The organism is Mycobacterium sp. ST-F2 (assembly GCF_001905655.1).
Lineage (GTDB): Bacteria > Actinomycetota > Actinomycetes > Mycobacteriales > Mycobacteriaceae > Mycobacterium.
The window spans coordinates 139117-154233 of the sequence record NZ_JMHT01000022.1; the positions used below are offsets into that span (position 1 = coordinate 139117).

Consider the following 15117-nt stretch of genomic DNA (forward strand, 5'->3'; position numbering starts at 1 on the left):
TTGACGGCCGGTGTGTCGCGCAGAACTATCCGGCCAGCTTGGCCTGCAGTCTCTTGTTCACCACGGCCGGCAGCAGATCGGTGACGTCGCCGCCGAGCGCCGCCACTTCCTTGGCCAGCGACGACGACACGAACGAGTACTGCGGCTTGGTCGCCACGAAGAACGTGTCGACGCCGGCGACGTGCCGGTTCATCTGCGCCATCTGCAGCTCGTACTCGAAGTCGGTGCCGGTGCGCAGGCCCTTGACGATGGCCGTCAGCCCACGGGACCGGGCGAAGTCGACGACGAGTCCCGACCCGGCCTCGACCCGCAGGTTCGGCAGGTGCGACGTCGCCTCGGTGATCATCGCGATGCGTTCCTCGGCAGTGAACATGCCCTTCTTGTTGGGGTTCACCAGCACTGCCACCACCACCTCATCGAACTGGGCTGCCGCCCGCTCGAAGACATCGAGGTGACCAAGGGTTACCGGGTCGAAGGATCCCGGGCATACCGCGCCGCTCATAGCCAAAGACGGTACAAGGCCCCGCCCGATTCAGGCCCGACTGGTCAACCCGACTGGCCGGCCGTCCACTCCGCCATTTCCAGCCGGGTGTCGCCGTACCGCCGCTCCCGCAGCACGGTCCAGCCGTCCGGCCACGCCAACGCCGGGCCCGACGTCGGGCGCTCGATCACCGCGATCGCGCCGTCCGCCAGCCAGCCGCCCGAAACCAGGTGCCCGACAACGGCTTCCACGTCCGTGGCGGGCACGTCGTAGGGCGGGTCGGCGAACACCAGGTCCACCGGCCGGGTCGCCGACGTCGCCGCCACACTGGACGCGGTGGCGCACCGCACCACCGCGCCGTCGACCCCCAGCTCGGCGATGTTCCGCGAGATCACCGCGGCAGCGCGCCGGTCGGCCTCGACGAACAACGCCGACGCCGCACCACGCGACAGCGCCTCCAGCCCCAGCGCACCCGACCCGGCGTACAGGTCGAGCACCCGGGCCCCCTCGAAATCCACCCGGGCCGCCAGCACGTTGAACAGCGACTCGCGAACCCGATCCGTCGTCGGCCGAGTCCCTTTGGCGGGCACCGAGATCCGGCGGCCACCGTGGCGGCCGCCGATGATCCGGGTCAGCTGATCACCACGAGCAGATCGCCACCTTCCACGCCCGCGGTGGGTGTGACGGCAATCCGCGCGACAGTGCCGGCCTTCGGTGCCGTGATGGCCGCCTCCATCTTCATGGCCTCGATAGTGGCGATGGTCTGGCCCGCCTCGACCTGGTCGCCGACCGCGACCCCGACCGTGACCACGCCCGCGAACGGCGCGGCCACATGATCCGGGTTCTGCCGATCGGCCTTCTCGGCGGCCGGGACATCGGCGGCGATGGCGCGGTCACGCACCAGCACGGGACGCAGCTGACCGTTGATCAGGCACAGCACGGTACGCATGCCGCGCTCGTCGGGTTCGGAGACAGCCTCCAGCCCGATCAGCAGCTCGACGCCCTTCTCCAGGTGCACACGATGTTCCTCACCGCGGCGCAGACCGTAGAAGAACTGGTTGGCGCTGAGCCTCGAGGTATCGCCGAACTCCTCGCGGTGGGCCAGGAACTCCTTGGTCGGGCCGGGGAACAGCAACCGGTTCAGGGCACCCTGGCGCACCGGGCCCGGAGTGCCGAGCTGAGCTTCGTCCTCCTCGGTCAGCTCTTGCTCCGGCCGGGCCGGGCCACGTCCCTCCAATGCCTTGCTGCGCAACGGCTCCGGCCAACCACCGGGCGGGTCGCCCAGCTCGCCGCGGAAGAATCCGATGACGCTGTCGGGGATGTCGTAGCGGGCCGGGTCGGCCGCGAACTCGTCGGCGGTGACGTGCGCGCCGACCAGCGACAGGGCCAGGTCGCCGACCACCTTGCTGGACGGTGTCACCTTCACCAGCCGGCCGAGGATGCGGTCGGCGCCGGCGTAGGCGTTCTCGATCTCCTCGAACCGGTCCCCCAGGCCCAGCGCGATCGCCTGGGTGCGCAGGTTGCTCAGCTGGCCACCGGGGATCTCGTGGGTGTAGACGCGACCGGTCGGCGACGGCAGACCGGACTCGAACGGCGCGTACACGCGGCGCAGGGCCTCCCAGTACGGTTCCAGGTCGCAGACGGCCTCGAGCGACAACCCGGTGTCGTACTGGGTGTGTGCCGCCGCCGCGACGATGGACGACAACGCGGGCTGGCTGGTGGTGCCTGCCATCGGCGCCGAGGCACCGTCGACGGCGTCGGCCCCGGCGTACCAGGCGGCCATGTAGGTCGCCAGCTGCCCACCCGGGGTGTCGTGGGTGTGCACGTGCACCGGAAGATCGAAGCGAGACTTCAACGCCGACACCAGCTTTGCCGCCGCCGGCGGCCGCAGCAGACCGGCCATGTCCTTGATGGCCAGCACGTGGGCGCCGGCCTCGACGATCTCGTCGGCGAGCCCCAGCCAGTAATCCAGGGTGTAGAGCTTCTCCCCCGGATTGGTCAGGTCGCCGGTGTACGACATCGCGACTTCAGCCACGGCAGAACCGGTTTCGCGCACCGCCTCGATGGCTGGGCGCATCGAGGACACGTTGTTCAGCGCGTCGAAGATCCGGAAGATGTCGATACCGGTGGCGGTGGCCTCTTCGACGAACGCCGACGTCACCAGTTCCGGATATGGCGTGTAGCCGACGGTGTTGCGGCCACGCAGCAGCATCTGCAGGCAGATGTTGGGCATCGCCTCACGCAGCGCGGCCAGCCGCTCCCACGGGTCTTCCTTCAAAAAGCGAAGGGCCACATCGTAAGTGGCGCCGCCCCAGCACTCCACGGAGAGCAGCTGCGGGGTCAAACGCGCGATGTACGGGGCGATCTCCAGCAGGCCGGTGGACCGCACCCGGGTGGCCAGCAGCGACTGGTGCGCGTCGCGGAAGGTGGTGTCGGTGACGCCGACGGCGGGGGTGTCGCGCAGCCACCGCGCAAACCCTTCCGGCCCCAGTTCGACCAGACGCTGCTTCGAGCCGGCCGGCGGCGCCGCCTTCAGGTCGACGGCGGGCAGCTTGTCGCGCGGGTACACCGCCGCCGGACGCGGTCCGTGTGGCTGGTTGACCGTCACGTCGGCCAGGTAGTTGAGGATCTTGGTGCCGCGGTCGGCGCTGCTGCGCGCGGTCAGCAGCTGCGGACGCTCGTCGATGAACGACGTCGTCACCTTGCCGGCGACGAAATCGGGGTCGTCGAGCACCGCCTGCAGGAACGGGATGTTCGTCGAGACACCGCGGATGCGGAACTCCGCCAGGGCGCGCTTGGCACGCGCCACGGCCGTCGTCAAATCCCTTCCGCGACAAGTCAGTTTGACCAGCATGGAGTCGAAGTGCGCCGACACCTCGGCACCCAGGTTGGTGCCGCCGTCGAGGCGGATGCCGGCGCCGCCCGGGGTGCGGTACGCGGTGATCCGGCCGGTGTCCGGACGGAAACCGTTGGCCGGGTCCTCGGTGGTGATGCGGCACTGCAGCGCGGCGCCGCGCGCCTGCATGGTCTCCTGGCTCAGTCCCAGCTCCTCGAGCGACGAGCCGGAGGCGATACACAACTGTGAGGCGACCAGGTCGACGGCGGTGATCTCCTCGGTCACCGTGTGCTCCACCTGGATGCGCGGGTTCATCTCGATGAACACGTGCTGGCCGCGCTCGTCGACGAGGAACTCGACGGTGCCGGCGCACGAGTAACCGATCTGCCGGGCGAAGGCCACGGCGTCGTTGCACATGCGCGCCCGCAGTGCGGGATCCAGGTTCGGCGCGGGCGCCAGTTCGATGACCTTCTGGTGCCGGCGCTGGACGCTGCAGTCGCGCTCGAACAGGTGCATGACGTTGCCGTGGGTGTCGGCGAGGATCTGCACCTCGATGTGCCGCGGGTTGACGACGGCCTGCTCCAGGAACACCGTCGGATCACCGAATGCCGAATCGGCTTCACGGGACGCCGCTTCGATGGCTTCACGCAGGTCAGCCGGGTCGGCCACGCGGCGCATGCCGCGGCCACCACCGCCGGCGACGGCCTTGACGAACAACGGGAACTGCATCTGCTCGGCGGCCGCCAGCAGATCGTCGACCGACGACGACGGGTCCGACGACGCCAGCACGGGCAATCCCGCGGCGCGTGCCGACTCGATGGCCCGCGCCTTGTTGCCGGTGAGTTCGAGAATGTCGGAGCTGGGTCCGACGAAGGTGATGCCGGCGGCGGCGCAGGCCGCTGCCAGTTCCGGATTCTCCGACAGGAAGCCATAGCCCGGGTAGATCGCGTCTGCGCCGCATGCCACCGCCGTGGCGACGATGTCATCGATATTCAGGTACGCCCGGACCGGATGGCCTTTCTCGCCGATCTGGTACGACTCGTCTGCCTTGAGCCGATGCAGCGAGTTGCGATCCTCGAACGGGTACACCGCAACGGTCGCGATACCCAGTTCGTTGGCTGCGCGAAAGGCCCGGATCGCGATCTCACCGCGGTTGGCCACCAGGAGTTTGGAAATCACCCCGTGACCCTAGCGGTTACCGCAAGTTGAAGCACTAGATCAGCGTGGACCAATAACTCCAGAACCGATCCAGGATCAGCAACGCGATCGCGGTGATCCAGAGGGCGTACAGCGGCCACCGCCACTGGTACAGGGTGTACACCACTTTGCTGCCACTGGCCAAGGGCCGCAAAGCAATTGACGACACCACGATGAGCAGCGCCATGGTGACGACCCAGACGATCATGCAGTACGGGCAGAGCGCACCGATCTCGTACAGGCTCTGGTAGATCAGCCAGTGCACGAACACCGCGCCCAGCACCGTGCCACCGGCCAGGCCGGCCCAGTACCACCGCGGCAGCCGGACGCCCGCCACGGCCAGCACACCCGTCACGATGACGACGCTGAAGGCCGCGATGCCCAGCAGCGGGTTCGGAAACCCGAACAACGAGGCCTGCTTGGTCAGCATGACCGACCCGCACGACAGCACCGGGTTGATGCTGCACGACGGCACGTACGACGGGTTCTGCAGTTGCCGGATCTTCTCGACCGCCAGCACGAACGCGGCGACCTCACCGATGATGCCGGCGAGCAGAATCCAGACGGCGGCGGGGCGGCTGACCGTCACCCCCGCCTGCCGTTCGGCTGTCTCGACGTCGGTCACGGGTGCGGCGCCGGTGCGGGCTGCGAGGCCGGCACGGCGGTCAGGTTCGGCAGATCGGGCGCGACGGCCTTGATCTTCTCGATCAGGCTGTTCGGGTCACCGTTCGGGACGAGGCTGGTCTCGGTGCCGTTGATCTTGATGGTCGGGGTGCCCTGGATCTCCGCGTTGCGGGCCATGTTGTTCACCATGTCGGTGTAGACGCCGTTCGCGACGCACTTGCTCACCGGGTCGTTGGGCCCGACCGCAACACCCGACTGGCGGGCGTACTCCAGCAGCTTGGCATTGTCGGGGAAGGTGGCCGCGGTCTCTTCGGGCTGGTTCTTGTACAGCGCATCGTGGAAGCGGCGGAAGGCGTCCTTGTTCTCGTCGGCCACGCAGTACGCGATGGCGCCGGAGCGGGTCGAGTACGACTTCGGGTCGCCGCGACCGATGATCGAGACGATGTTGTAGTCGACGGCGATGGCACCGCTGTCGATCAGCTTGGCGATGGTCGGGCCGTAGGTCTTCTCGAAGACGCCGCAAACCGGGCACAGGAAGTCCTCGTAGACCGAGAGAGTGACCTTCGGTTCCTTGGAATCCGGCTTGGTGACGACGTTGCTCGCCGCGATCTGGATCGCCTGCACCTTGTTGGCGTCGGCCTTGGGCTTGCCGTTCATGACGATGTACGCCACCAGGACCACGGCGAAAATGATGACAAGCGCGGTCAGCCCGCCCTTGACGACCCACTCCCGCTTGCGGTCGGCAGCCTTCAGGTCGTAGCTGGCGTTCTTCGATGACTTCGACGATTTCGACGGCACGGCGTCAAGGGTACCGACGCCGTCGCGGATGCCTGTCCGAAGCCTGCCGGACGGGTGTCTCAGCGGGTGAGGTGCGCCCGAAACGCGGAGATGTAGTCCGCGCACGCAGTGGCACTGTCCCCGCCCAAGGGGAAGAAATTGGCGAAGGCATGTACCAGCGAGCCGTACGTGCGGTGATCGACCGGAACTCCCGCGGCGGCCAGCGCCACGGCGTAGGCATCGCCCTCGTCGCGCAGCGGATCGAAACCGCCGGTGAGGACCAGCGCCGGCGGCAGACCCGACAGGTCCTCGGCCAACAGCGGCGACACCCGCGGGTCTGCGGGATCGAGTGCCGATTCGGCCAGGTAGTTGGCGCGGAACCAGTCCATGTCGATCTTGCTGAGGAAGTACCCCTCGGCGAACAGCACCTTGGACCTGGTGTCGCCGGCGAAGTTGGTCACGGGATAGAGCAGCAGCTGCAGCGCCGGCAGCGGTGCGTGCCTGTCCCGGGCCATCTGGGACACCACAGCCGCCAGGTTGCCGCCGGCACTGTCGCCGCCGACCGCGATCTTCGATGGATCGGCTCCCAACCGGGCAGCGTTCTCCACACACCACAGATATGTGGCGTAGCAGTCGTCGGCGGCCGCGGGAGCCGGGTGTTCGGGCGCGAGACGGTACTCGACGGACACGACGTGGACCCCGGCGTCACGGCAGATCTGGCGGCACGGCCCGTCGTGCGACTCGATGCCACCGACCACGAACCCACCGCCGTGGAAGAACACCAGCAGCGGCGCAGTGCCGGTGCCGTCGGGCTGGTAGTGCCGGGCACGCAGGGGGCCGGCCGGACCGGGAACGGTGATGTCGGTCGTCGTTACGGCGATGCCCGGGTCCAGATACTGCGAGAGTTTCGTGATCTCGCTCCGTGCCACCGTGACGTCACTGCTGGCGACCAGGCCGCCGGCGCGGGCGGCGTTCTGCGCCGTCAGCATCAGCTGCAGGGTGGTGTCCAGGGTGTTGCCGTCGATGGTGACCCGACGGCCGCCGAGCAGCACGCGCTTCACTCGATCGGGGATTTTCGGCAGCACGCGCAGGGCGACACCGCCGACTCTGCCCATCACCGCCAGCTTCAGCCGGCTGGGCCGGCCCGCCGTCGGATGCTCCGGCCGGACGACGAGTTCGGCATCGGTCGTCGCTGCCGACAGCTCAGCATCGCCTGGCATGCTCATGGTCATGGCTGATCCTTCAGGTGCTCCGAGTCCAACACTGACGCTCAACGACGGTACGTCGATCCCTGTGGTCGGGCTCGGGGTGTGGCAGACACCGGCCGAGGACACCGAACGCGCCGTCAGTGCAGCATTGCACGCCGGATATCGCCATATCGACACTGCGGCGGCTTACGGCAACGAAGCCGGAGTCGGGCGGGCCGTCGTCGGCTCCGGCATCCCGCGTGAAGAGGTCTACGTCACCACCAAGCTGTGGAACTCCGAACAGGGCTACGAGAAGACCCTCGCCGCGTTCGACGCCAGCATGGAGCAGTTGGGGCTCGACTACCTCGACCTCTATCTGATCCACTGGCCGACGCCCGCGCAGAACCTGTTCGTCGACACCTTCAAGGCGTTCGCCCACCTGCGCGACCAGGGCCGCATCCGCGCGATCGGCGTCAGCAACTTCGAGCCAGAGCACCTCAAGCTGCTGATCGACGCCACCGGGATCGTGCCCGCGGTGAACCAGATCGAGCTGCATCCGCGCCTGCCGCAGGCGGAGCTGCGCGAGACCCACGCCCGGTACGGCATCGCCACCGAAGCGTGGAGCCCGCTGGGGCAGGGTTCCTTGCTTACGGACCCGATCGTCACCGCCATCGCGGAGCGACACGGAAAAACGCCAGCCCAGGTGTTGATTAGGTGGCATATCCAGCTGGGTAATATCGTCATCCCGAAATCGGTGAACCCAGAGCGGATTGCGAGCAACTTCGACGTGTTTGATTTCGAGTTGAGCGAAGCGGACCTTGCGTCCATCGCGACCCTCGACAACGGCACCCGGCTGGGCCCCGACCCACGAACATTCAACTTCACAGGGTAGGTGACATGGCCTCCGCAGAGATTCCCAATCTGGCGCTCCACGACGACAACACGATTCCGGCGCTCGGCCTCGGCGTGGCTGAGTTGTCGGACGCCGACACCGAGCGCGCCGTCTCGGCCGCGCTCGAGATGGGCGTCCGGCTGATCGACACCGCGGCCGTCTACGGCAACGAGGAAGCCGTCGGGCGCGCGATCGCCGCGTCGGGCATCCCGCGCGCCGAGATCTTCGTCACCACCAAGCTCGCCAACGCCGACCAGGGCTTCCAGGCCGGCCAGGACGCCATCAAGGTCAGCCTGGAGAAGCTCGGCCTGGAGTACGTGGACCTGTACATGATCCACTGGCCGGCCGGCGACATCAGCAAGTACGTGGACAGCTGGGGCGCCCTGATCAAGGTGCACAACGACGGCAGCGCCAAGTCCATCGGCGTCTGCAACTTCTCCGACGAGGACCTGTCGACCATCATCGACCTGAGCTACGTCAGCCCCGTCGTCAACCAGATCGAGCTGCACCCGCTGCTCAACCAGGCCGCGCTGCGCGCGGTGCACGCCGAGCGCGGCATCGTCACGCAGGCCTACAGCCCGCTGGGTGTCGGCGCGCTCCTGAGCAACCCGACGGTGACGTCGATCGCCGGCGAGTACGGCAAGACCCCGGCCCAGGTGCTGATCCGGTGGAGCCTGCAGCTGGGCAACTCGGTCATCCCCCGCTCGTCGTCGCCGGAGCGCATCGCCGAGAACCTCGACGTGTTCGGCTTCGAACTGGCCGCCGAGCACATGGATGCGCTGAACGGACTCGACGACGGCACCCGCTACCGGCCGGACCCCGCCACCTACACGGGTATCTGACCTTTCGCGACTACTCACCAGTTGACTCCCGGGGCGAGCCGCGCAGCACCGCAAGGAGATTCGCCGGGTCATTGGCAAATCGGAGCCGAAGCTCGTCGTTCCAGTCCTTGGCGCCCAGGTCGCCGGCCCGCACCTAGGTCGGACCGAGACCCGGGTTCACGGCCTCGCCTGGCGACTCGGGTCGTTGTTTGGGGTCGTTCGTCGCACCGCCGCAACCCGTGTACGCGCCAAAGTCAGGGCTGAATTGCAAAGTGCCGCCGGCATCTACGCAACACCTCTGCTGCCAGTACTCGTTGGTGAAACCGGGCCGCGCCTGATGCCGTGACAGGCACTGTTGGTAGTGGTAATCGTCAAACGGCTCTGCGGTCGCCATCGCAGCAGCAGTGAGTGCCACGGTCGCCGCAACAGCGATTGCCAATGCTCGCTTCATCTCTAGGACTGCTTCGGTTCAGCGGGATACTGGTGGGGGCGAAACCACAGATGGTGCCGGCGTAGTGGTCGTGGCCGTCGGGCCACGGCCGCTCTGTGGGGCTCGAGGCGGAACCGGGTTCGGTTTCCCGGTGTTACCTTGTGGACCGTTCGGACTCTCGTCCCTCTTCGGCGCCTCGCAGCCAACGACGCTTCCGTCGGGGTTGGTTATCAGGCTGCCACCGGTGACGATGCAGCAATTCAGCATGGCCCCCTGGGCGCCCAGTTCGGACACCCCATCCCAATTCACCTCGACGCATTTGTCGTATGCACCTTCGTCCCACTTGGGATCGGCGACAGCAGGTGGACTGAGGCCGAGACCGAGGGCAACGAACGCGGCGCCGAATACGAATCGGCGCGGATGGGCTGGCCTCGTCGACGAAGCGGCTGTCATCGTGGTTCTCCTAACGAGAGGCCGGCGGTCGCGAAACAGTCGGGACACCCGGCGACGGCTTTGTGGCGGTCGGTCCCTGGCCGTTCTGCGGAGCTTGTTGAACCGGTGGTGGCACCTTGGTTCCTGGGGTCTGCCCGCTCGGACTCTTCACCTCCGCAGCAGGGCAACGGACGCTCCCTGGCTGACCGGTGCCCGTGCTCGTGGGGGTTCCGCCCGCCTCTATACAGCAGACTTCGGTGAGAACGTCGATGTCGGTTGCCGGGTTCTTGTCGAGTTCGCCCAGGACGCACCTATCGAAGGCTTCATCGTCGAACGGCTTAGCTGCCGCTGGCCCCGCGAGTCCCGCGAGTGCGAGCGCGGCGACACCCGCGGTGACGGCGAGGGATCGACCGAGGTTGCGGCGATTCGCCCAGGTGGAGGATGTCATTCGGCCCCCTTTGGCGGTGGTGCCCCGACCCGCTGGATGCTACGGCACGGCGAGCGTCCACACAGCGTTTTCGATGTTTGCTATCAGCATTCCGAGCGGCGAATTGGATCTCGCTGACGTGGCCTACTTGCTTCAGCCCTTCGGGCAGGTGCCGGCCGCATCGCGGAGCACCGGCACCGACGGCTCGTCGACCGGGAGTCCGTAACCGCGCAGCACGGCGATGTACTGCACCGCGTACTGACACCAGAACGCGTGGTTGGGCGGCATCCAGTCCGACGGCTGCTGGTCGCCCTTGTCCTGGTTCGTTTTCCCGGACACCGCAAGGAGATTCGCCGGGTCATTGGCGAATCGGAGCCGAAGCTCGTCATTCCAGTCCTTGGCGCCCAGGTCCCAGGCCAGCGCCAGCGGCACGATGTGATCGATCTGCACCGACGCACCCACCTGGTTGCCGCGGGTGAACGCGATGGTCTCGTTGGTGTACGGATCGTGCAGCACACCGGTCTTCACGGCCTGCGGGCAGCGTTTGAGCGACACGATGGTCTTGTCCGTCAGGTCGCGGTTCAGGATGTCGTTGCGGGTGTCGCAGCCGTTGTGACCGTCGGGCGCCGAGCTCTCGTCGGTCCAGGGTTCGCCGAACGCCGCGCGCCGATAGTTGGGGTCCCGCACCCGCCGCGGGATGACGGCGACGCCGGCCAGGATGTCGGTACCAGGTGCGACGGTCGGTACGACGGCACCGTCGGGGCCGTCGGCGACGGCCGCGGGTTCGTCCGCCGTGCCCACCTGGATGGCCACCACCACCGCCAACACCACAGCAGCCACCAGCCACAGCAGGCGCTTCACGCCTTGTCCAGGTACTCGACGCGTTCGGTATCGACGAATTGGGCCGCCAGCGCGGACATCCCAGGATCATCAGGATTCTCGGCATATGCCGCCTGACAGAACGCGCGGGCCGATTCGATGACTTCCTGGTGGTCGGCCAGCGACAGGAACCGCAGATGGCCGGCCCGCCCGGACTGGTTGAGCCCCAGCACATCTCCCTCGCGGCGCTCCTGCAGGTCCAGGTCGGCGAGCTCGAAACCGTCGAGCGTGCCGGCAACGGCCTGCAGCCGGGCACCGGCCTTCGAGCCCTCGGGGAGCTTCGTCGCGAGCAGGCAAAGACTGGCGTGTGAACCGCGGCCGATGCGGCCCCGCAGCTGGTGCAGCTGGCTGATGCCGAACCGGTCCGCGTCCATCACCACCATGACCGTCGAGTTGGGCACGTCGACGCCGACCTCGATGACTGTGGTGCACACCAGCACGTTGATCTGCCCGGCCCGGAAGGCGGACATGATGGCGTCCTTCTCGTCGCCGGGCAGCCGGCCGTGCATGAGTCCCAGCTTGAGGTCCTTCAGCGGCCCGGCGCTCAGCTTGTTGTACAGCTCGACGACGGTCACCGGCGGTGGGCCGGCCTGGTTGTTCTCGCCGTTGGTCTTGTCGTTCTCGTCGATCCGCGAGGCCACCACGTAGGCCTGCCGCCCGGCGGCGACCTCTTCGCGGATGCGGGCCCAGGCGCGGTCGAGCCAGGCCGGTTTCTGGCTGACGAAGATGGTCTTGGTGTCGATGGGCTGCCGACCCCGCGGCAGCTCGCGCATGGTCGAGGTCTCCAGATCGCCGTACACCGTCAGCGCCACGGTGCGCGGGATCGGGGTGGCCGTCATGACCAGCAGGTGCGGGGTCAGACCGTCAGGAGCCTTGGCGCGCAACCGATCTCGCTGCTCGACACCGAACCGGTGCTGCTCGTCGACCACCACCATGCCGAGCCGGTCGAACTCCACGGCGTCCTGCAGCAGGGCGTGCGTGCCGATGACGATGCCGGCCCGGCCGCTGGACACCTCCTCACGGACCTGGCGCTTCTGCCCGGCCGTCATGGATCCGGTGAGCAGTGCCACCGATGTCGCGTCGTCGGGCGCCCCGAGCTGACCCGCCATGGCCAACGGACCCAGCACGTCGCGGACCGACCGTGCGTGTTGCACGGCGAGCACTTCCGTCGGCGCCAGCAGTGCGCACTGGTAGCCGGCATCGACCATCTGCAGCATGGCCAGCACCGAGACGATGGTCTTGCCCGAGCCGACCTCGCCCTGCAGCATCCGGTTCATGGGCCGGGACTCGGACAGCTCGGCCGAGAGCACCTCGAGCACATCACGTTGGCCCGCAGTCAATTCGAACGGCAACCGGTCGCGTAGCGCGGCCGCCAGACCGTCGTCTCTCGGCAGCGCCGGCGGCCCCGATTGTGACTGTGCGCCGTGCCGGCGGGCGGCCAGCGCCCACTGCAACCCGGCGGCCTCATCGAAAGTCAGCCGCTCCCTGGCCTGTTCACGATCCGCCTCACGCTCACCGAGGTGGATGTCGCGCAGCGCCTGGTCCTCGGAGATCAGACCCCGCTGCGCCAGAATCGATTTCGGCAGCGGGTCGGTGATCGGGTCCAACACGGCGAGCACCTGCAGGATGCACGCGTAGATGTCCCAGCTCTGCACCTTGGCGCACGCCGAGTAGATCGGGAAGAACTCCCGCTCGAACGCCGACATCTGCAGTTCGCCGTGCATCTTCTCGGAGGCGTCGGCGATCTTCTTCAGCGCCGGGGAACCGAACGTGCGACCCCCGGCGGAGCCGAGGACCAGGTGCGCGGGATGCGTCAATTGCATTGTGCGCCCATAGAATCCGACAACACCCGAAAGCATCACCCGAGTACCCTCGACGAGGGATTTCTTCAGGAACTTGGCGTTGAAGAACGTCGCGGTGACCTTCGGATTGCGGTTCCCCAGGGTGACCACCAGGTATTCGCGTTTGGGCGCCCGGTTGGTCCAGCGCGTCTCGGCCTTGGTTATGACGTCGACGAACGTGACGTGGTCGCCTTCCGCGGGCAGCTCGGTGTCTTCTCCGAGCACCGTCATGCCCTGGCTGTACTTGCGCGGGTAGTGGCGCAGTAGGTCGTTGACGGTGCGAATCCCGAGGAATTCCTCCAGTGGCGCAGCAGATTTCGCACCCAGTACGTGCAGCAATGAATCCGTCAGCGCGACGCGCCCCTCCACGGCTACTCCACCCCTATCAACAGCGCGTCCCCGCGGTGGCCCGTGTGATAGGTCACCAACTCGGCGGCCAGGTGCTCCTGGCGCACGTGCTCGGCCAGCGCAACGCCCACCTGCGGGTCGACGCCGGCGCCGGTCAACACCGTCACCAGCTCGCCGCCCGACGACAACAGCAGGTCGATCAGCCCGCTGGCGGCACTGACCAGATCGTGGCCGACGATCAGCACCTCGTCACCAGCGATGCCCAACCCGTCGCCCGGACGGCACCGGCCGGCCCAGGTCAACGCTGCTTCGGTGGCGATCCGCACCGATCCGTGCCGGGCGGCCGCCGCGGCACGGGCCATGGTGTAACCATCGTCGACGGCCTGCCGCGTGGCATCGTGCACGGCCAGCGCCGCCAATCCCTGCACCATGGAGCCGGCCGGTACCGGCACCACGTCCATACCCCAGCTGATCGCCGTGGCGCAGCCGGCCACCAATTCCTCTGCAGCCAGGAAACCGTTGGGCAGCACCATGATCTGCGCCGCGCCTGTGCCGACCAGGCCGGCCAGGAACTGCTGCGCGCTGACCGGCTGGCCATCGACAGGCCGCAGTACGTACGCACCCTCGCCGCCGAACAACTCACCCGCACCGTCGCCGTCGACGATGGCGAGCACGGCACGGTCCCGGCTCCAGCCGCCGGACGGCCGGGCACCGGCGGCCCCGATCAGCGCGGTGACCTGAATCCTGCTGACGCTGCCCAGATCGAGAGCGGCTTCGATGGCCGCTCCGGCATCGTCGGCGTGCACGTGCACGCTGTACTGGACGCCGGCGATCGCAGCGGCGATGGCCACCGACTCACCCAGCCGGAGCAACCGGGCACGCAGCACCTCGACGCTGTCCGGGTGACAGTCGGCCAGCAGGTACATCACCTCGAATTGCGGTGGTGCGCCATTGATTTCATGGTGGCCGTGGTCATGATCATGGTCGTGGCCCGCGCGGGGGTGCACAACACCCGGTTGGTACTGGGGACGAGCGGTGCTGGCGCCGGACAACGTCGCGGTCAGGGCGTCGAGCAGGACCAGCAGGCCGCGCCCGCCGGCATCGACGACACCCGCTTCGGCAAGCACGTCCAGTTGATCGGGGGTGCGCTCGAGCGCCACCGCGGCGGCCTCCGAGACCGCAGCCGCCATGGTCGCGAGGTCAGTGGTCCCGTTGAGGCTCTCGGCTTCCAGCGCGGCCGCCTGCAGTACCGACACGATGGTTCCGGGCACCGTCTGCCCGACCGATGCGACCGCCAGCACCTGGGCGTGGTGCAGGGCCGCCGTGAACACCGGTGCGGTGATCTCACCGCACTCGCTGTCCTCACCGCCGCGTTGCTGTGCGGCCTCGGCCATGACATCCGCGACACCACGCAGGATCTGCGACAGGATGACCCCGGAGTTCCCGCGGGCACCGTGCAGCGCCCCGGCCGACAACGCGGCCGACACCGCCACCACGTCGTTGCCTGCCGTCTTCACGGCCTCGTCGGCCTGCGCGGCGGCCGCCCGCATGGTGAACAACATGTTGGTGCCGGTGTCGGAATCGGCGACCGGGTAGACGTTCAGCCGGTTGATCTCATCGGTGTGGGCGATCAGGTGCAGAACCGCAGTGTGAGCCCAGTCACGTAGCGCGAGCCCATCCAGCGGACGGGGTGTGCGGCCCACGCCAACTGACATGTGACCTCCATCGCGTTCGCCCGGGTGCGCCCCTGTGCAGAGTCTCCCGCCCTGTCCCCTCAGTGCCCCGCCAGCCTAGCCACTGGCCCCGACAAATCTCCTGACCAGCTCCCGTGGAACACCCGCCACCAGACCCATTTTGGTGATCCTCATGCCGCCCGGTATCCTGGTCAGGTTGTCTGTTCGCGCCGCGCAAGTTCTGTGGCCGTCGGACTCAGACCCCAAGTACT

Annotated in this window: 11 protein-coding genes; 2 read left to right on the plus strand and 9 right to left on the minus strand. The window is 67.8% G+C overall.

Features of this window, described 5'->3' with window-relative positions:
* Positions 1-25: 25 nt before the first annotated feature.
* The 6 genes from coaD to EB75_RS09950 are packed head-to-tail and all read right to left on the minus strand — an operon-like array spanning position 26 to position 7147.
* Positions 26-502, minus strand: a complete 477-nt coding sequence (coaD, locus tag EB75_RS09925; protein WP_073695252.1) for a pantetheine-phosphate adenylyltransferase — start codon at positions 500-502, stop codon at positions 26-28.
* Between the two features lie 44 nt (positions 503-546).
* Entirely contained in the window at positions 547-1116 is a 570-nt protein-coding gene (gene rsmD / locus EB75_RS09930; RefSeq protein ID WP_073695253.1) for a 16S rRNA (guanine(966)-N(2))-methyltransferase RsmD, read from the minus strand.
* The gene (locus EB75_RS09935) at positions 1113-4496 is read right to left on the minus strand and encodes a pyruvate carboxylase (protein WP_073695254.1); all 3384 of its coding nucleotides are present in this window, start codon (positions 4494-4496) and stop codon (positions 1113-1115) included. The genes rsmD and EB75_RS09935 overlap by 4 nt, the downstream gene beginning before the upstream one ends.
* Positions 4497-4530: 34 nt before the next feature.
* Entirely contained in the window at positions 4531-5139 is a 609-nt protein-coding gene (locus EB75_RS09940; protein WP_073695255.1) for a vitamin K epoxide reductase family protein, read from the minus strand.
* Complete coding sequence (locus EB75_RS09945; protein WP_073695256.1) at positions 5136-5936, minus strand: DsbA family protein; 801 nt, start codon at positions 5934-5936, stop codon at positions 5136-5138. Before EB75_RS09945 ends, EB75_RS09940 begins: the two co-directional genes overlap by 4 nt.
* Before the next feature lie 59 nt (positions 5937-5995).
* Positions 5996-7147, minus strand: a complete 1152-nt coding sequence (locus EB75_RS09950) for an alpha/beta hydrolase (protein ID WP_083612134.1) — start codon at positions 7145-7147, stop codon at positions 5996-5998.
* Between EB75_RS09950 and EB75_RS09955 the strand changes: the two genes are divergently transcribed.
* Positions 7140-7994, plus strand: coding sequence for an aldo/keto reductase (locus EB75_RS09955; RefSeq protein WP_502689358.1), 855 nt, complete (start codon positions 7140-7142; stop codon positions 7992-7994). The two genes, EB75_RS09950 and EB75_RS09955, sit on opposite strands and share 8 nt — an antisense overlap.
* A gap of 5 nt (positions 7995-7999) precedes the next feature.
* Entirely contained in the window at positions 8000-8836 is an 837-nt protein-coding gene (locus EB75_RS09960) for an aldo/keto reductase (RefSeq protein WP_073695257.1), read from the plus strand.
* A 1421-nt stretch (positions 8837-10257) separates the two neighbouring features.
* Here the strand turns inward: EB75_RS09960 and EB75_RS09965 are convergent.
* The 3 genes from EB75_RS09965 to EB75_RS09975 are packed head-to-tail and all read right to left on the minus strand — an operon-like array spanning position 10258 to position 14887.
* Positions 10258-10965 (minus strand): HNH endonuclease family protein, encoded by a 708-nt coding sequence (locus EB75_RS09965; protein WP_073695258.1) that lies wholly within the window; start codon positions 10963-10965, stop codon positions 10258-10260.
* Positions 10962-13193, minus strand: a complete 2232-nt coding sequence (recG, locus tag EB75_RS09970) for an ATP-dependent DNA helicase RecG (RefSeq protein ID WP_073695259.1) — start codon at positions 13191-13193, stop codon at positions 10962-10964. The genes EB75_RS09965 and recG overlap by 4 nt, the downstream gene beginning before the upstream one ends.
* A 2-nt stretch (positions 13194-13195) precedes the next feature.
* Positions 13196-14887: a DAK2 domain-containing protein gene (locus EB75_RS09975; protein ID WP_073695260.1), complete on the minus strand. Its 1692-nt coding sequence runs from the start codon at positions 14885-14887 to the stop codon at positions 13196-13198.
* Positions 14888-15117: the final 230 nt, after the last annotated feature.

Coding starts and splice junctions, on each gene's coding strand:
- coaD (WP_073695252.1), bottom strand. CDS start 502: ATGAGCGGCGCGGTATGCCCGGGATCCTTCGACCCGGTAACCCTTGGT.
- EB75_RS09955 (WP_502689358.1), top strand. CDS start 7,140: ATGGTCATGGCTGATCCTTCAGGTGCTCCGAGTCCAACACTGACGCTC.
- EB75_RS09950 (WP_083612134.1), bottom strand. CDS start 7,147: ATGACCATGAGCATGCCAGGCGATGCTGAGCTGTCGGCAGCGACGACC.
- EB75_RS09960 (WP_073695257.1), top strand. CDS start 8,000: ATGGCCTCCGCAGAGATTCCCAATCTGGCGCTCCACGACGACAACACG.
- EB75_RS09975 (WP_073695260.1), bottom strand. CDS start 14,887: ATGTCAGTTGGCGTGGGCCGCACACCCCGTCCGCTGGATGGGCTCGCG.